The following is a 17516-nucleotide window of genomic DNA, read 5'->3' as shown; positions in this document are numbered from 1 at the left end:
CTCCTCCCCCGCGCCGCTCACAGTGCCTCCGCGAGCGCGGATCCGGCCGCGCGCAGGTGCGTCGCGGGATCGGCGATCGCCGCGTCGGATGACCCCGCGAGCTCGGTGAGCGAGAGGGCGCGCCAGAGCCCCGACGTGTCGGCGGCGATGCGCCCGGCCACGATCGCGACGCGTGCGCCCGCGGCCTCGGCCAGAGCCGAGACGTGAGCGGGCGCCTTGCCCGAGGCGGACTGGCCGTCGTACGAGCCCTCGCCCGTCACTACGAGATCGGCGCCGGCGATCGCGTCGCCGAGGCCGGTGAGCTCCGCCACGCGCTCCGCCCCCGGGACGATCTCGGCGCCCCACACGAGCAGCCCGTAGCCCGCGCCGCCCGCGGCACCCGCGCCGGCCTCCTCGGGGTCGGCGACGCGCGCGAGCGAGCCGGCGACGGTGTCGCCGCTCACGCCGCGCAGCACATCCACGAGGCGCGCGAGGCCCGCGTCAGCGCGCGCGACGCCCTCCTCGTCGAGGCCCTTCTGCGGGCCGAACACGGCCGCCGCGCCCCGGCCGCCGAGCAGCGGGTTCGTGACGTCGCAGAGCACCTGGACCCCGCCCTCCGGCAGCGGGCGCAGCCGAGAGAGGTCGACCTTCGCGACGTCGTCGAGGCCCGATGCCCCGGGCGCGATCGACGTGTCGAACGCGTCCGTGAAGCGCGCGCCGAGTGCGGTGAGCAGGCCCGTTCCGCCGTCGGTCGACGCGCTCGAGCCGATGCCGAGGACGAGCTGCGAGACGCCGGCGTCCAGGGCGGCCGCGATCGCCTGCCCGAAGCCGAGCGTCGACGCCTCCCACGGACGACGCGCGTCGCCCAGCAGCTCGATGCCCGAGGTCGATGCGAGCTCGACGACGCCGATGCCGCCCGGGGCGGCGTCGGTCGCGGGAAGGCGCAGCCACGACGCGTCGACGGCGAACCCCGACGGCCCGGTCACGCGGATGGGCACGCGCACGGCTCCGGGGACGGCCTCCGCGAACGCGGCGAGGGTGCCCTCGCCGCCGTCGGCCATCGGCCGCGCGACGATCTCGTCGTCGGGGCGCACCGCTGTCCATCCCTCGGCGAGCGCCGCGGCGACGTCCGCCGCCGCGATCGTGCCCTTGAAGCTGTCCGGTGCGATGACGATGCGAGCCATGCCCCCATCCTCCCGCATCCGCGGAGCGCGCACGGACCGCGGCCATCCGCCGTCGCGCGGTCAGCGCATGGTCGCGCGCAGCCGCGCCTTCTCGGCCTCGACGTCGAAGTCGGCGGTCGGCCACTGCGGGTCGATCTGCTCGAGCGTCTCGAGGAGGAGCTCCTGCACGGCGAGCCGCGCATACCACTTGCGGTTCGCCGGGACGACGTACCACGGGGCCTCAGGGGTCGAGGTGCGGTCGAAGACCGTCTGATACGCCTCCTGGTACGCAGGCCACTGCGCGCGCTCGTCGACGTCGCCGGGGTTGTACTTCCAGTGCTTGTCCGGGCGCTCGAGGCGCTCCATCAGCCGTTCGCCCTGCTCGTCGTAGGAGATGTGCAGCATGACCTTCACGATGCGCGTGCCCTGCTCGACGAGGCGCTTCTCGAACGCGTTGATCGCGTCGTAGCGCCGCTCGATCTCGTCTGCCGGCGCGAGGGCGCGGACCCTCCCGATGAGCACGTCCTCGTAGTGCGAGCGGTCGAAGACCCCGATGAAGCCCGGGCGCGGCACGCGCTGCTCGATGCGCCAGAGGAAGTCGTGCTCGAGCTCCTCGGGTGACGGCGCCTTGAAGGCGACGAGCTCGATCCCCTGCGGATCCACGCCGCCGACGACGTGGCGCACGATGCCGCCCTTGCCCGCGGAGTCCATCGCCTGCAGGACGAGCAGCACGCTGTCGCGGCCGTCGCCGCCGTGGCTCTCGGCGTAGAGGCGCTCCTGGTACTCGGCCAGCTGGGTGAGACCGGAGGCGAGGTCGACAGCGCCGTCCTTCTTGTCACCCGCGTAGCCCGGGGTCGCGTCCGGATCGAGATCGGCCAGGCGGAACCCCGCCGGGGCTCGGAGCGCGGTCAGCGCGTCCTCGGTCCACTTCACCTGGCTCTTCGCGATCATGGTCCCCATCCTGCCGCGAGCGGTCGCCGCGGCGCCAGGGCGGGTCAGCGCGCGAGCGGGACCTCGATGATCCGGCGGCGGCCGACGGTCGAGGTGAGCGCCTGGTCGAGCGCGCCGCGCGTCGTGACGCGGTGGTGCTCCCACCCGTACGCCGCGGCGAGCTGCTCGATGCGGGCGGACTGCGGCGTGTAGAGCACGCGCGTCATGTCCTCGTCGGAGGCCGTCGCCGCGACCTCGAGCCCGTCGAAGATCGTTCCGCCGCGGTCGTTGCCGACGATCACCTGCACACGCGGCTCGTCCTCGAAATCGGGCAGGAGGAGCGCGCCGGCGTCGTGGAGGAAGGCGAGGTCGCCGAGCAGGACGCGGGTGACGCCCGGCCGGTCCGGGCCCTGGCTCGCGAGCGCGACGCCCATCGCCGTCGCGACCGTGCCGTCGATGCCGGCGAGCCCGCGATTCGCGTGCACGGGCACCTTCTTGCCGGGCAGCAGCGCGTCGGCCACGCGCACGAGCCGCGACGACCCGAAGACAAGCCGGTCGTGCGGCCAGGTCGCCGCCCAGACCGCCGACACGAGCTGCGCACGGTCGAGGGGCCGCCGCACGGCGTCGAGCTCGGCGCGCACGGCGTCGAGGCGCTCGTGCGGATCCGCAGAGCGCAGCCCGGGCAGGTCGGGCGCCGGCGCGTCGAGGTCGGCGGCATGCGCGTGCGAGAAGCGCATCCACGCGCCCAGCCACGCGTCGTCGACGGGTCCGTCCTCGACCGCGACGGCGTCGGCGGGGCGCGTGCGGCCGTTGAGGTTCAGCTCCTCGCCCCCGCGGCGGACGGCCACGACGTCGACCGCGGGGTCGGACAGGAGCGCGGCGACCTCGCGGCTCAGGGTCGGATGGCCGAGCACGACCGCCCGCTCGACGCAGCCGCCCAGCTCGGGGTCCCGCAGCGCAGCGCGGTAGCCGTGGATGATCCGCCGACCGAACCGCGCGCCGCTCACGATCTCCGCGACGAGCGGCCAGCCCGCCTCGTGCGCGAGGTGCTCGGCGTCAGCGCCCGCACCCTCGCCCGCGACGACGACCGTCCGCGGGCCGCGCGGCAGGATCGTCGTCGTGCGCGCGGGTGCGCTCGGGGGGACGTCTGCCGACGGCCCCGGCTCCCCGTCCGGCTCCGCGATGGCGCCCGCGAGCGGCTCGCGGTACGGCAGGTTCAGGTGAACAGGGCCCGGCACGGCGTCCCCCGCCCGCCCCGTCGCGTGCGCGAGCGCGAGCGCCGCGAGCCGCGCCATCCGCTCGCCCTCGCCATCCGCGCCCGTCGGCGTCTCGGCATCCGTCGCGAACCGCGCGAGCGCGTCGAAGAGGCCCGGCTGCCGCGTGGTCTGGTTCGCGCCGACGCCGCGCAGCTCGGGCGGCCGATCCGCGGTGAGGAGGAGCAGGGGCACGCCCGAGTGGTGCGCCTCGAGGGCGGCCGGGAGGAGGTTCGCGACCGCCGTGCCCGACGTGCAGACGACCGCAGCGGGCACGCCGAGCTCGCGGCCGATGCCGAGCGCCGTGAACCCCGCGACGCGCTCGTCGATGCGGACGTGCAGGCGGATGCGACCCTCGCGCTCGAGTCGCGCCGCGGCGAGCGCGAGCGCCTGCGACCGCGACCCCGGGCTCAGGACGACGTGCGAGACCCCGCCGCGGACGAGCTCGTCGAGCAGCCGCCACGCGGCCGCGGAGGCCGGGGAGGCGATGGCGTCCGGCATGTCAGCGGAGGCGTCCGTCGCCGTCGGGATCGTCGCGCTTGTCGTCGCGGGTCGGGTCGTCCTCGGCGTCAAGCCGGGCGAGTTCCTCCTCGAGCTGGCGGATGCGCTCGTCCTGGTCGGGGATCGGCCGCACGGTGCCGAGGAAGGTCGGGTCGTCGTCCGGCGCGATCGGGCGCTGGCGCTGCGCGTCGGGGCGTGTGCGCCCGATGACGAACCAGAGGATCCCGCCGATGACGGGGATGAGGACGACGATGGCGATCCATGCGCGCTTCGAGACGCCGCGGTGACGCGACGGCGGCTGCACCGAGCAGTCGACGATGCTGAACACCCAGAACACAGCAGCGGCGACCGCCAGGACGATGAGAGCGCGGGCCATCCTCACATCCTAGGCGGGGGAACCGGGAGCGGCCCGGGTGCCCCGGATTCCCTCAGACGACGCTCCGTAGGATGTCAGCGTGAAGATCCGGTCTGTCGTCGTCTACTCGGTGCTGCGTCTGCTCGCGTTCCTCGTGCCGTTCGGCGTGCTGATGATCTTCCCCGTCTTCCAGCAGCTGTGGTGGCTCGCGGCGATCTTCGCGGCGCTCATCGGGCTGAGCCTGTCGATCCTCCTCCTGCGCCGCCCGCTCGACGACGTCTCGACCGGCCTGTACACGTCGCGCCAGGAGAAGCAGTCGCGCCGCCGCTCCGCCGCCGAGCTGGACGCCGAGGCCGAGGACTCCGCCACCGGCGCGTGACGCGCCCCACGGCGTCCCGGCGGTGGGTGTCTCACGCCAGGCCGTGCATGTCTCACGCAGGCCGTGCATGTCTCACTCCCTGCCGGAAAGGCCCGGTCTAAGCCGCAGCGAGTGAGACATGCGCAGTGGGGGTCTCACTCCAGGCCGTGCATGTCTCACTGCCTGCCGGAAAGACCCGGGCTAAGCCGCGGGCAGTGAGACATGCAGAGTGGGAGTCTCACGCCAGGCCGTGCATGTCTCACACTCTGCGTGAAAGGCCCGGTCTAAGTCGCGGCGAGTGAGACATGCGGATGGGCTCAGCCGACGAAGGCCCAGGCGAGGAAGGCGCCGTACGCGAGCGACCCGAGCGACGTGAGGGCGAGCGCGAGGATGAGCTCGCGCGCGGTCTGATACGTCCACACGATGAGGATGGCCGGCCCCACCGCCAGGAGCGCGAGCAGCGCGAGCCACGCGATCGGATAGAAGAACGCGAGGTACACGGCGATCGCGAACGCGAGCGCGACAAGCGCCGTGAAGAGCGCCTGCGTCGCGCGCTTGCCGATGAGCACCGTGAGCGTCCGCTTGCCGGCCGCGCGGTCCTGGTCGATGTCGCGGAGGTTGTTCGCGAGAAGCACGGCGCACGCGAGGAAGCCCGCTGCCACGGCGCCGAACCACGCCTCCTGCGGGAGGGCGAGCGCCTGCACCCACGTCGTCCCGAGCGTCGCGACGAGCCCGAAGAACACGAAGACGAACACCTCGCCGAGAGCGTTGTAGCCGTAGGGGCGCTTGCCGCCCGTGTAGAACCAGGCGGCGACGATGCAGAACGCGCCGACCGCGAGCATCCACCACTGTTGCGTGCGGATGACGATGGCGAGCCCGGCCACCGCGGCGATCCCGAAGAAGACGAGGGCGACGACGAGCACCGACTTCGCGGACACGCGCCGCGACGCGGTGAGCCGTGCCGGGCCGACGCGGTGGTCATCCGTGCCGCGGACGCCGTCGGAGTAGTCGTTGGCGAAGTTCACGCCGATCTGCAGCGCGACCGCGACGACGAGGCACGCGAGCGCGATGACCCAGTGGAAGAGGTCGCCGACGAGAACGGCGGCGCCGGTTCCGATGACAACCGGGGTGATCGCGAGCGGCAGCGTGCGCAGTCGCGCCGCGCCGATCCAGTCTCCGAGCGTGACGGGCTTCGGCGGAGGGGCGACGACGCTGCCGCGCTTCGCCGGGTTGCCGCTGACGTTCTTCCTGCGGTTCTTCGCCTGTGCCACGGCTTCCGATCCTACGACGCAGGCTCGCCCTGCCCGCGCACGAGGCTCCGGATGGCCTGACGGTCGGGCTTGCCGGAGGCGAGCCGCGGCAGCGCGTCGACGAGGACGAGGTGCGAGGGCCTGGCCGGCTTCCCGACGGCCGCGGCGACGGCCGCGCGCACGACGTCGAGGGACGGCGCGTCCTCCGCTCTGCGCGTCGCGACGACGACGGGCGTCTCTCCCCAGCGCTCGTCGGGCGCGCCGACGACGACCGCGTCGGCGAGCCCGGGAAGCTCGCGGACGGCGCGCTCGACGCGGTCAAGCGAGACGTTCACTCCGCCGGAGACGATGACGTTGTCGATCCGGCCCGTGACCGACACCGCGCCATCCGCGACCGCTCCCGCGTCGCCCGTCCGGTACCAGCGGATGCCGTCGCCATCCGTCGCGAAGGTGCGCGCCGTGAGCTCGGCGTCGAGGTAGCCGTCCGCGAGCACGGGGCCCGCGATCCGCAGCTCGCCGCCGACCTCGGCGACGCGGACGCCGTCGAGCGGCACGCCGTCGTACACGCAGCCGCCGCTCGTCTCGGTCGAGCCGTAGGTGCGGACGATCCGCGCACCGAGCTCGGCCGCGCGCTCGCGCAGCGCGACCGGCAGCGCCTGCCCGCCGACGAGGATGGCCTCGAACGACGCGAGCGCGCGCTGCACCTCGGCGCTCTCGGCCGCGGCGTCGACGAGGGTCTGCAGCTGCGCGGGCACGAGGGATGTGTAGGTCGGCACGCGCTCGCCGCCGCGCGACGATCGCATGCCCGAGACGACATGCGCGAAGGCCTGCGCGGAGAACCGCCCGGACAGCACCGCAGGCTCGGTGCCCTCGACGAGCCCGCGCACGAGCACCTGGACGCCGGCGATGTACGTCGGCGCGAGGGGCAGGAGCCACTGCCCCGCGCCGATTCGCTCGCGCGTCGCGAGGGCGCTCGCGGTGAGCGCGTGCCGCGACAGGACGACGCTCTTGGGCACCCCTGTCGAGCCCGAGGTCGTGAGGACGACCGCGGTGCCCGCCGGGACATCCGCGGGCAGGCCATCCGCCGCCCCCACGGCGATCGCGGGGCCCGCCCCCAGCGCGCTGCGCAGAGCCCGCAGGAGGTCGCGCGGGTCGTCGCCCGCGAAGCGCTCGAGCTTCACCGCGCCATCCGGATCAGAAGTGCCACGGGAACGGCGCCCAGTCGGGATCCCGCTTCTCGAGGAACGCGTCGCGGCCCTCGACCGCCTCGTCGGTGCCGTAGGCGAGACGCGTCGCCTCGCCCGCGAAGAGCTGCTGCCCGACGAGGCCGTCGTCGACCGCGTTGAAGGCGTACTTCAGCATGCGGATGGCCGTGGGCGACTTCCCGAGGATGGTCCGGGCCATCGCGATCGCCTCGCGCTCGAGCTCCGCGTGCGGGACAACGCGGTTGACTGCGCCCATCTCGTACGCCCGGTGCGCCGAGTAGGTCTCGGCGAGGAAGAAGATCTCGCGCGCGAACTTCTGGCCGATCTGCCGCGCGAAGTACGCCGAGCCGTATCCCGCATCGAACGAGCCGACGTCGGCATCCGTCTGCTTGAACTTCGCGTCCTCCGACGCGATCGAGAGATCGCACACGACGTTGAGGGAGTGCCCGCCTCCCGCGGCCCAGCCGGGGACCACGGCGATGACGACCTTCGGCATGAAGCGGATGAGCCGCTGCACCTCGAGGATGTGAAGCCGCCCCGCGCGCGCGGAGTCCGTGACCGACGTCTCGTCCTCGGAGTACTTGTACCCGTCGCGGCCGCGGATGCGCTGATCCCCGCCCGAGCAGAACGCCCATCCGCCGTCCTTCGGGCTCGGGCCGTTGCCCGTGAGAAGCACGACGCCGATGCGCGGGTCGGTGCGAGCGAGGTCGAGAGCGCGGTAGAGCTCGTCAACCGTCGCCGGACGGAACGCGTTGCGCACCTCCGGCCGGTCGATCGCGATCCGCGCGATGCGGCCGTCCTTCGACACGTGCGCCGTGATGTCCCGGTAGTCCTCGGAGCCGGGCGCGGCGTCCCACTCGGCGGGGTCGAACAGGTCGGATACGAAGGCGTCGCTCACGTGGTCCAGCCTATTGCGGGGCCCGGGGAGGCGGTTCGCCGCGTTTCGCGGCGAACGGGCTCGGGTTCGCCGCGTTTCGCGGCGAACCCTCCCCGCCTCAGCCGTTCTTCGCGTCGCGCCAGGCGAGCCAGCGGCGCACGAGGTCGAAGTCGAGCTCGGGGCCGCTGATCCCGAGCGTGAACAGGCGCACGCCGGCCGCGAAGAGCTCGTCGGCCTTCGCCTCGTCGCGCCCCTTGAGCTCGTTCGAGACGACGAGCTGCGACAGGTCACGCTCCTCCTTCTCCCCCCAGCTCGCGAGCACGTCGAGCTTGCGCGCGAGCTCCTCGCCCTCCGTGAAGCTGTGCCAGATGTCCGCGTGCCTCGCGACGAGGCGCAGCGTCTTCTGCTCGCCCTTGCCGCCGATGAGCACGGGGATCCGCCGCGTCGGCGCCGGGTTGAGCGCGTCCCAGCGGCGCTCGATCCGCTCCATCCCCGCGGCGAGGTCCTTCAGGCGCGTGCCCGGGGTGCCGAACTCGTAGCCGTACTCGTCGTAGTCGCGCTCGAACCATCCGGCTCCCGTGCCGAAGATGAAGCGCCCGGTCTCGCCGCCCTTCGCGGAGATGTGGTCGACGGTCCGGGCCATGTCGGCCTGCAGATCCGCGTTGCGGTACGAGTTGCAGTTCACGAGGCAGCCGAACTCGACGCGCTCGGTCTGCTCGGCCCACGCCGCGAGCATCGTCCAGGCCTCGAAGTGCGTGCCTTCGGGGTCGCCCGAGAGCGGGAAGAAGTGGTCCCAGTTGAAGAGGATGTCGACGCCCATGTCCTCGAGGCGGGAGACCGCGTCGCGGATCGTGGCGTAGGAGGAGTGCTGCGGCGCGATCTGGACGCCGAGTCGGACCGGGGTGTCGAGAAGAGGCATGTGGCCAGCCTATGGGCGCGCGGATGGTGCGGGCTCGGACGGCGGGCCGCTCACGGGAGCTTGGCGCGCGCCTCTCTCCGGACGGAAGCCGGGAGGCGCTCCCCGACCCGCTCCAGGAAGGCTTGCACCGCGTCGGGCGAGGCGGCCCCGGCGTGCTTGAGGGCGATGCCGACCGGCTTCGAGACGAGCGGATCGGGGTCGTCCGCGAGCAGCTCGGCGAGGCGGAGGAGGTCGTCGATGCCCGCAGGGTGCGGCGGTCGCGTGTACGCGAGCGGCGCGGTCATGGCCGTGCGCCGCCGGAGCGGGTCCGGCGACACCGCGAGGTCGAAGAGGATGTCTCGCGGGCGCTCCCGCAGGAATCCTCCGACGACGCGCGGCGCCGCGCGGTCGACCATGTCCCACGAGTCGATGCGATCATGCCGGTCGAGGTAGAGGCGGAAGCATGACGCCCCGTCGGCGTCGGCCATGCGCGGAGATCGGACGGCGAAGTCCAGGACGCAGAAGGCCGCCAGGCGCGCCTCGTAGGGATCCTCGTCGAGCAGCCGGCCGATCTCATCGAGCGGCAGCGCGGCGAAGGCCTTCGCGATGTCGAAGACCGTGCCCATCCGCACGCCCATGACCCGGGCGTCGCCGCGGTAGTGGCGGTTCGGGTGCGCGAGAGGATCCGCCGCCGCCTCGAGCTCGGCGACGAGGGCATCGGCAGTCAGCGCCATGCGGGCATGGTACCGGTCGCCCGTGCACCGGAGGGGCGCCCCGCCCGCCGGCGAGGCGCCCCTTCTCAGTCAGCGCGCTGCGCGACGGGCCTTCACGAAGCCGTCGACGATCGACCACCCCGCGACGGCGATGATCACGACCCCGAGGACCGCCTTCGTGACCGGGAGCGCCGCGCCCGGCAGGAACGTCGCGGTGAACGCGGGGCTCAGCAGACCGTCCTGCACGAGCAGCACGAGGGCCGGCACCGCGAAGGCGAGAGTGGCGACCGCGTTCAGGGCGGCGAGCGCGCTCGTCCACCGCCCCTTCGCGTACACCGCGATCGCGACGAGCGCCGACAGCACGAGGGTCGCGAACAGCCACGCGATCCCCCAGGGCCACAGTCGCTGGTCGAGCACAGGCATCCATCGCTCGGGCGTCCGCGCGAACCCGACCGCGCTGTCCCAGAGGATGGCCCCCGCGAGCGCGCCGAGCAGGACGAGCGACGCGATGAGGTCGCTGCGCCCCGTGCCGTCGCCGCCCGGCTCGGGCAGCTGATCGACGCTCCACCGCACGCCGGTGTCGGTGCCCGTGCGCTCGAGGATCGCGAACACGAGCGTCGTCCAGAACGCGACATGGACCCCCACGGAGAGGCCGAGCGCGATCGACCCGCCGATCACCTCCCCGATGAGGTTCGCGCTCGCGTCCAAGCCGGCCGCGCGCTTCGTGAGCACGAGGGCGATCGCATGGCCGACCATGGCGCACGGGATGACGATCCACAGCAGGAGCTTGAGGAGCCGCCACCACACGAGGTAGTAGCGCGGGCCGATGAGCTGCAGGGGCCGGTCGGCGTAGCGCGCCGCCAGCACGTCGGGGTCGCCGAGCTCGGTGAGCACGGCGCGCTCGGCGTCGACGAACGGCTGTCCCGCGTCGACGCGCGCGTCGATCGCGTCGGCGATCGACGCCTGGAGCTCATCGCGGACGTCGCCCTGGGCGGTGGGCGGAAGCGTGCGGATGGCGGCGGCGATGTACCGCTCGGTGTAGCCGGTCATGTCAGTCCTCCGAGGAGTCGGTGAGGGAGGTGATGGAGGCGGTGAGCGCGCGCCACTCGCCGGTGAGGGTCTCGGCGAGGCGGATGCCCGCCGCCGACGTGCGGTAGAACTTGCGCGGCCGCGCCTCGTCGGTGTTCCACTCGCTCGTGAGGTGTCCCTGCTTCTCGAGGCGACGCAGCAGCGGGTACAGGGTGTTGGCGTCGGTCGCGAAGCCGTGGCGTTCGAGGTCTTCGAGCAGCCCGTACCCGTAGCCCGCGTCCCGCAGGAGCTGCAGGCATGCGAGCACGATCGTGCCGCGCCGGAGCTCCTGCAGGTGCGTCTCGAAGGCCTCGTTCTCGCTCATGCGCCTCACATTACTGTGTGACACACACTATTGCAATAGGCACTACTGGCCCGCGTCGCGCACGCTGCGTCCCGCGGCGAGGGGCAGGATGGTCCCATGACCGCTCCGCTGCCCCCGCTCGCCGAGATCCTCGCGGGCACGCGCATCGTCTCGCTCCCGCTCGCGACCCGGTTCCGCGGTGTCGACCACCGCGAGGCCGCGCTGCTCGAGGGGCCGGAGGGGTGGGCCGAGTTCTCCCCCTTCCTCGAGTACGACGACGAGGAGGCGAGCACCTGGCTCGCGGCGGCGATCGACTTCGCCTGGAACCCGCAACCCGCGGCGCATCGCTCCTCGATCCCCGTCAACGCGACGGTGCCCGCCGTCGCCGCCGCAGATGTCGCGGCCATCCTCGCCCGCTACGACGGATGCCGCACCGCGAAGGTCAAGGTCGCCGAGCGCGGGCAGACGCTCGACGACGACATCGCCCGCGTGAGGGCGGTGCGCGAGGCTCTGGGTGTCGAGGCGCGCATCCGCGTCGACGCGAACGGCGGCTGGAACGTCGACGAGGCCGAGCGCGCCCTCCACGCCCTCTCCGAGTTCGACCTCGAGTACGCGGAGCAGCCGTGCGCGAGCGTCGACGAACTCGCCGAGATCCGACGTCGTCTGCATGACTGGGACATCCCGGTCGCGGCCGACGAGAGCGTGCGGAAGGCGGCCGACCCGCTGCGGGTCGCCCGCGCGGGAGCGGCCGACATCCTCGTCGTGAAGGCGCAGCCCCTGGGCGGCACGAGGCGCGCCCTCGACATCGTGCAGGCGGCTGGGCTCCCCGCGGTCGTCTCGAGCGCCCTCGACACGTCGATCGGCCTCGCGCAGGGCGCGGCCCTCGCCGCAGCTCTCCCCGACCTGGCATACGACTGCGGCCTCGGCACGGCCGCACTGCTCGCGGCCGACGTCGTCGATCCGCGCCTCGTCCCCTCAGGCGGCGCGATCCCCGTCACCCGGCCGGAGCCGGATCCCTCCCTGCTCGACGCGCACGGGGCATCCGCCGAGCGCGAGCAGTGGTGGCGCGCCCGCATCACCCGCTGCCACGCGCTCCTGACGTAGCGGACGCCGACCGCGACCCCAACCACACACCACCCCACCCAGGTCGCAACTCCCGTCCCCACAGGCACCGATACCGACGGAAACCGCGACCCGAACGACGCACCACCCCACCCAGGTCGCAACTCCCGTCCCCACAGGCGCCGATACCGACGGAAACCGCGACCCGAACGACGTCGCGGTCGCTCTGCGGACGAGATCAGCCGAGACGCGGCGAGCGCGGCGGCACCGCCATCGGCCGCCCGGCCGATGTGACGAAGAGCGGCACCGCGCGGCGCCCGAGCCCGAGCCGGTACTGCAGCTCGCCCTGGGCGAGTGCAGAGTCGAGCACCTCCGAGTGGGGCGCGAACGCGATGCCGCGCTCGGCTGCGAGAAGCCACACCCGCATGAGCGCGCGGCCGGCCTCGAACACCGTCTCCGCGGGCAGGCCGAGCGGCGAGTTGAGGATCCGCGTGAGCGCGGCGCCGGTGCCGAGGTCGAGCTCGTCCGACTCCACGACGAGCACGAAGTGGTCAGCGTCGGCGGCCTCCCCTGCGGCCTGCACCGGCACCTCGAGCAGCACGCGGCGCACGAGGTCGCCGCCGATGCGCGCCACCCGGGCCGCGCCGTCGCGCAGCCGGCGGCGTCGCGTGAACGGCGCGGCGAGTGCCGCGAGGCGCGGCGGCAGGAGGAGCACGCGGTCGCTCAGCCCGTCGACGTCATAGCGGGGGTGCTGCGGCGACAGCCTCAGCCAGGAGGCGAGCTCCTCCGCGACGCCGGGCCGGGTGAGCGTGTCGGCCGTGCCCAGTGCCGACAGCCGGCGCAGGTCGCCCGCGGCGATGGGCACGAGCCGGATCCACGGCGGCACGACGGCGGACGCCGCCTCGAGGAAGCCGGGCACGCGCCGCACGGCCCCGCGATACGTGAGCCGCCGATCCAGAGCCGTGCGCTGCACGGGCACCTCGCCACCGAGCGTGAGACGAGCGACGGGGTCGCGGCGCTCGGCGCGGACGATCACCGCGGGGTCCGCGAGGGCCGGCAGGGTCTGCACGTCGAGGGCGCGCCCGCGCGCACGCGCCGCGGCGACGGCGGCCTCGGTCCACGCGCCGAGCGCGATCACGGTGTCGCGGCCCGTGGGGTCGCCCACGCGGAGCGTGCGGCCCTCCGCGACGCCCAGCTCGATCGCGTCCGAGCGGATGCGGGCGTCCCACGGCTGCGTGTTGTGCGCGGACGGCGCGCTCGACGCCGCCGCGACGATGTCGCGAAGATCGGTCATGGCTCCTCCAGCCGGCGGCGGTAGAAGGCCGTCCCGTGCAGCGGACGGCCGCCGAGCCGCTCGATGGGTCGGGCCGAGGCCGCGTTCTCGCGCCCGATGTACGTCGTCCGCAGGGTGCGGTAGCCGCCCTCGCGGAGCCGCTCGGCGACGGCGCGCCAGAGGAGCCCGGCGATGCCCCGCCCCTGGCGCTCGGGCACGACGCCGTGGATGACGAGCACGGCGTCGCGGCCGCGCCCGCCGCGCAGCAGTCGAAGGGCCTCGCGCGGCCCGACGCGGCCGCCGGATCCTCTCAGCACGTCGACCGGGTCGGGCACGACGAGCACGAAGCCGACCGGCTCGCCCGTCCGCGCGTCCTCGGCGAAGACCCACAGTCCGGGGTCCATGAGCCCGACGAGCCCGCTCGTCGCGTCGCGCATCTGCGCGCGCGAGATCTCGGTGTAGTACGGCAGCTGCGCGAAGGCGGCGTTGACGAGCGTCCGCAGCCGGGCCACGTCGCGCGCGAACCGCACGCGCGACGCGCGACGGATCCGGATGCCCGCGGCGGCGAGCTCCTCGGCCGACGGGGCGGATGGCGCGGGAGCGGCATCGAGGTCGGCGATCCAGGTGTCGGACGCGTTCCAGACCGCGAACCCCGCCTCCTCGTACACGCGCGGGACCCACTCGGGATTCCAGGCCCCGTCGAAGAAGCCGGGCTCGTCGAATCCGCTCGTGATCACCCCGCCGGTCTGGTTCGGCAGCAGCGAGACGGGGCCGATCACCTCGGCGCTGCCGTCGCGCCGCCCGCGATCCGCGATGAGCTCGAGCAGGGCCCGGAGGTCGTCGGGCGTCGCCGCCCAGGTCGCCCCGAAGAGCGTCGCGCGCGTGCCGAGCTTCTCGTCGAGCGCGCGGTCGGCGTGGATCGTCGTGCGCCCCACTGTCTCGTCGCCGCGGCGTGCGAGGAGCAGCTCGGTGCGGCCAGCCGCCGCCGCCGACCCGTCGAACCACGCGCGCACGACGTCCTCGAGGAGCGGCACCGCGAGGTGCGCGGGGTCGCCGTGGCGCGACACCGCGAGGAACTCCTGCAGCTGCGCCTCGGTCTCGACCCGCTCGAGGCGCAGCCGCTCCCCGTCGTCGCCGCCTGGGCCATCCGCCGGAACGCGGGCCGACGCCTGCTCGGCCGCCGATGCCTGGCGCGCGAGCTCGCCGCGCGAGGAGAAGATCCGGATGAAGCCGCCCGTCGCGTTGACCGTGTCGCGGACGATCCACTGCATGAGGTGGCGATGCTCCGGCATGCGCGCGAAGCGCATCATGTCGTCGCGCGTGCGATAGGTCGCGAGCGTGCCGAGCGTGAACGGCCACTCGGCGTAGACGCCGTGCCACACCGTCCCGGGCATGCGGTGCATCTTCGCGACCATGGGCCACCAGTGCCGGTTCGTGGCGAGCCACGCGAGCGGATGGCGGTAGCGCGTCGCGCCGAGGAACATCGACTCCCCAGCGAAGATCGTCCAGCGACGCGGCTCGGGGCGACGGCGCTCCCGTCGCGGACGCCGCACCGGCCCGGCGATCTCGGGCGGCTCCCGGCCGTCGCGCAGCTCGGTGGAGACGGGGTGGAAGCGCTCGTTGTGCGCCATCCCGCTGTCCTCCGCGCGCCACACGCCGTTCGTGTAGCCGCGCGGCTCGGCCACGAGGAGCCGCACGCGCCCGCGGTGCGCGCGGGCGGCGGCCTCGGCGGCCGCGACCGACGAGAACAGGACGAGCTCGGCGCGGATCGACCCGTCACGCAGCCGGCGCCGCCACGTCACGCCGTCGCGGCGGCCCGCCGCGCACCGGCCCTCGGCGATCACGAGAGCCGCCGCGCGGCCCTGCACGGGGGCGCGGGAGAAGTCCTCGGTGAACACGTCAGTCCTTCACGAGGTAGACGTTCTTGATCTTGGACTCGCCGCCCGCGAACGGCCCCGTGCCGTGCGCGTGCACCTCGACGCGGATGTCGGCGGTCGTCGGGTCCTCCTCGAGCGACTGCGCGAAGTCGCGCGAGACCGCCTCGAGGTGCGCGACGATCCCGCCCCGCGCGGCCTGCGCGAGCTCGTCGCGCTCCGCCGCGTCGAGGGCCGCTCCCTCGCGCAGCTGCACATGCACGAGCGGGCGCTGCTCGTGCGCGCCGATGTCGACGAGCGCGAGCTTGAACGACTCGATCTGCGGCGCGAACCGGTTGTCCCGGTAGAGCCCGTTCTCGATGTCGATCGGATAGAGGTTCGCGCCCATGTACGAGATCGTGGAGTCCTTCCGCCCGAACAGGAAGAGGAACGGCAGGCGCATACGCTGCACCGCGAACGCCCGGTGGAACGCGCGCTGCAGCTCGGGGTCGAAGGCGAGCGCGTCGAAGACCTCGGGGAGCGAGATGAGCTTCGCCTCGTCGCCGATGTTGTAGCGGAGCTTGGGGCTCATGACGGCGGTCGAGTTGAGCGTGACGACGAGCTCGCCGGCGCCGTTCACCTCGAGGAAGGTCTCGAGCGGGTTGTACTGGAACACCATCGGGATGCGCGTCTCATCGGGCCCGAGCAGCCGCTCGCGCACCCGCTCGTCGGCGTACATCGACCGCCGCAGCCACACCGCGACATCCGATTCCCCTCCCATCCCGATCGTGAGGTCGCTCGCGCCGTATCCCGAGTACACGCGTCCGAAGCAGACCTCGAGGTAGTCGCGCAGGCCCTCCGTCATGGCCTCGCCGCCGACGAACCCGTTCAGCTGGTAGTCGCGCCACGAGAACCACTCCTCGCGGTCGAGCCGGTCGCGGAGGTGCTTGAGGAACGGCGGGTACGCGCTCACGAGATACACGAAGCGCGGCCCGAAGTGGCGGATGGTGTCGACGATCTTGTCGAGGTCGGGTCCGGTGTTCTTCACCATGGCGATCTTCGACATCGCATGGCCGGTGTTCGTCCCCGTCGCCCAGGCGCCCATCGAGAACGCGTTGATGCAGAACAGCCGCTTCGAGCCGAACAGGAGCGTCACGTACCCCGCGACGTTGCTGTGGATGGTCTTCAGCTCGTGACGGCCGCGCATCCAGTTGAAGGGCGTGCCCGACGAGCCGGACGACTCGTCGACGACCGTGCCGATCGTCTCGATCTCGCCGTTCCAGCAGCGGTCGTCCTCCGAGTGCGCCGTGACGTAGCCGTGCTTGTCGGTCTCGGGGAAGCTGTCGAGCCGGAACCACCGGAAGCGGAACCCGTGCGCACGGAGGTGGCGCTGATAAGCCGGCACGTCGAGGTTCGCGAGCTGGCACATCATCCACGCGTTGAACCTCGCGAACCGCGCCATCCCGGGCTGGAAGTGCCGCGCCGTCCACCGCCAGACCACCGGATGGATGCGGTACAGCTCGTAGAGGTCGGTGATCGCCTTGGCCGAGAGCCGCAGGAGCGTCTGCCGCAGAGCCGAGCCCGGCCCCTCGAGTCCGGCCGGCCCCGGGCCGCTGTGCCTGCGCGTCACGACGCCTCCCCCTCCGTCCGCGCCCGATGCGGACCCCTGGGCAGAAACCTAGCGCCCGGCGGCCCCCGTCTGAAGCACGGTCAGCACCGCTCGATGAGCAGCTGCACGACGCGGCCGACCTCCACGCTGCGCAGCTCGCGCGCGGCGTCCGCGTCGAGGCCCGCGATGGCCGCACGACCCGAGACGTCGCCCCACACGGCGAGGATGATGCGCGCGGCCTCGAGCGAGGTCACACGCAGCTCGAGCCGCTCGTTCTCGACGACCTCCTCGATGAGCTGGACGACCTCGTCGACCATCTCCTGCTCCTGCACCGCGTAGGCGACGGCGAAGTCCCGGTCGCGCATCGCGTGGAGATTGATCTCGTACATGAGGAGCGTGCTCAGCCGGTCGTCGCCGATCACGTCGAGGACCCGGATGATCGCCGCGACGTCGGAGGCCTCGACGCCGATCGTCGCGGCGACGTCGATCTCGGCGACACGCGCCCGCGCCGCGGCCACCCGGTCGCGGGCGACGACCTTCGCGAGCTCGAGGAACATCTCGTCCTTCGTGGCGAAGTTCGAGTAGAACGCGCCGCGGGTGTAGCCCGCCCGCTCGCAGATGCGCTCGACCGACGCCTCGCCGAGCCCCACCTCCGCGAACACCTCGGCAGCCGCCTCCAGCAGCCGCGCGCGCGTGTTCTCGCGGCTCCGCGTCCCGCTCCGCACCTCTTCTGCCACCTCGACCTCCTCCCGCAGAGCGCGCCATCGGCGCGCGTCCCGCGCTGTTCACGATCTCACACCCGGGATTCAGCCCGGGATCCTGCTCGGTCGATTACGATACAGTCCTGTATCGGATACAGCGCTGT

17 protein-coding genes are annotated in these 17516 nt (G+C 73.2%); 2 read left to right on the top strand and 15 right to left on the bottom strand.

The genetic code is table 11. The features are described from left to right. Positions 1-17: 17 nt before the first annotated feature. The 4 genes from GC092_RS02970 to GC092_RS02955 are packed head-to-tail and all read right to left on the bottom strand — an operon-like array spanning position 18 to position 4202. Positions 18-1163, bottom strand: coding sequence for a glycerate kinase (locus tag GC092_RS02970; RefSeq protein WP_324014035.1), 1146 nt, complete (start codon positions 1161-1163; stop codon positions 18-20). A 60-nt stretch (positions 1164-1223) separates the two neighbouring features. Beyond that, positions 1224-2093, bottom strand: coding sequence for a polyphosphate kinase 2 family protein (locus GC092_RS02965; RefSeq protein ID WP_324014033.1), 870 nt, complete (start codon positions 2091-2093; stop codon positions 1224-1226). 44 nt (positions 2094-2137) lie between these two features. Further along, complete coding sequence (gene menD / locus GC092_RS02960; RefSeq protein ID WP_324014031.1) at positions 2138-3826, bottom strand: 2-succinyl-5-enolpyruvyl-6-hydroxy-3-cyclohexene-1-carboxylic-acid synthase; 1689 nt, start codon at positions 3824-3826, stop codon at positions 2138-2140. Position 3827: 1 nt separating this feature from the next. Next, positions 3828-4202 (bottom strand): PLD nuclease N-terminal domain-containing protein, encoded by a 375-nt coding sequence (locus GC092_RS02955; protein ID WP_271174574.1) that lies wholly within the window; start codon positions 4200-4202, stop codon positions 3828-3830. Positions 4203-4281: 79 nt separating this feature from the next. Here GC092_RS02955 and GC092_RS02950 point away from each other — a divergent pair, with 79 nt between their 5' ends. Continuing rightward, the gene (locus tag GC092_RS02950; RefSeq protein ID WP_324014029.1) at positions 4282-4560 is read left to right on the top strand and encodes a DUF4229 domain-containing protein; all 279 of its coding nucleotides are present in this window, start codon (positions 4282-4284) and stop codon (positions 4558-4560) included. 296 nt (positions 4561-4856) lie between these two features. On the opposite strand, the gene GC092_RS02945 is transcribed toward GC092_RS02950, so the two are convergent. From GC092_RS02945 to GC092_RS02915, 7 genes are all read right to left on the bottom strand, one after another. Continuing rightward, positions 4857-5810 (bottom strand): 1,4-dihydroxy-2-naphthoate polyprenyltransferase, encoded by a 954-nt coding sequence (locus GC092_RS02945; RefSeq protein WP_324014027.1) that lies wholly within the window; start codon positions 5808-5810, stop codon positions 4857-4859. Positions 5811-5821: 11 nt separating this feature from the next. Continuing rightward, complete coding sequence (locus GC092_RS02940; protein ID WP_324014025.1) at positions 5822-6970, bottom strand: AMP-binding protein; 1149 nt, start codon at positions 6968-6970, stop codon at positions 5822-5824. Between the two features lie 13 nt (positions 6971-6983). Then, entirely contained in the window at positions 6984-7892 is a 909-nt protein-coding gene (locus tag GC092_RS02935) for a 1,4-dihydroxy-2-naphthoyl-CoA synthase (protein WP_324014023.1), read from the bottom strand. Positions 7893-7989: 97 nt separating this feature from the next. After that, positions 7990-8790, bottom strand: coding sequence for an LLM class F420-dependent oxidoreductase (locus GC092_RS02930; RefSeq protein WP_324014021.1), 801 nt, complete (start codon positions 8788-8790; stop codon positions 7990-7992). Positions 8791-8840: 50 nt separating this feature from the next. Then, positions 8841-9503, bottom strand: a complete 663-nt coding sequence (locus tag GC092_RS02925; RefSeq protein ID WP_324014019.1) for a DNA alkylation repair protein — start codon at positions 9501-9503, stop codon at positions 8841-8843. A gap of 69 nt (positions 9504-9572) precedes the next feature. After that, positions 9573-10532, bottom strand: a complete 960-nt coding sequence (locus tag GC092_RS02920; RefSeq protein ID WP_324014017.1) for a permease prefix domain 1-containing protein — start codon at positions 10530-10532, stop codon at positions 9573-9575. 1 nt (position 10533) lies between these two features. Beyond that, entirely contained in the window at positions 10534-10875 is a 342-nt protein-coding gene (locus tag GC092_RS02915) for a PadR family transcriptional regulator (RefSeq protein ID WP_324014015.1), read from the bottom strand. 96 nt (positions 10876-10971) lie between these two features. Here GC092_RS02915 and GC092_RS02910 point away from each other — a divergent pair, with 96 nt between their 5' ends. After that, positions 10972-11958: an o-succinylbenzoate synthase gene (locus GC092_RS02910; protein WP_324014014.1), complete on the top strand. Its 987-nt coding sequence runs from the start codon at positions 10972-10974 to the stop codon at positions 11956-11958. A 196-nt stretch (positions 11959-12154) separates the two neighbouring features. Here the strand turns inward: GC092_RS02910 and GC092_RS02905 are convergent, their stop codons facing one another. From GC092_RS02905 to GC092_RS02890, 4 genes are all read right to left on the bottom strand, one after another. Next, positions 12155-13210: a hypothetical protein gene (locus tag GC092_RS02905; protein ID WP_324014011.1), complete on the bottom strand. Its 1056-nt coding sequence runs from the start codon at positions 13208-13210 to the stop codon at positions 12155-12157. Next, the gene (locus GC092_RS02900) at positions 13207-15087 is read right to left on the bottom strand and encodes a GNAT family N-acetyltransferase (RefSeq protein WP_324014009.1); all 1881 of its coding nucleotides are present in this window, start codon (positions 15085-15087) and stop codon (positions 13207-13209) included. The genes GC092_RS02905 and GC092_RS02900 overlap by 4 nt, the downstream gene beginning before the upstream one ends. A gap of 1 nt (position 15088) precedes the next feature. Continuing rightward, positions 15089-16672 (bottom strand): phenylacetate--CoA ligase family protein, encoded by a 1584-nt coding sequence (locus GC092_RS02895; RefSeq protein WP_324014007.1) that lies wholly within the window; start codon positions 16670-16672, stop codon positions 15089-15091. 80 nt (positions 16673-16752) lie between these two features. Then, the gene (locus GC092_RS02890; protein WP_271174561.1) at positions 16753-17388 is read right to left on the bottom strand and encodes a TetR/AcrR family transcriptional regulator; all 636 of its coding nucleotides are present in this window, start codon (positions 17386-17388) and stop codon (positions 16753-16755) included. Positions 17389-17516 lie beyond the last annotated feature (128 nt).

The organism is Microbacterium sp. JZ37 (genome assembly GCF_035188445.1).
Taxonomy (GTDB): domain Bacteria; phylum Actinomycetota; class Actinomycetes; order Actinomycetales; family Microbacteriaceae; genus Microbacterium; species Microbacterium barkeri.
This window is presented reverse-complemented; position numbering and strand designations above follow the sequence as displayed.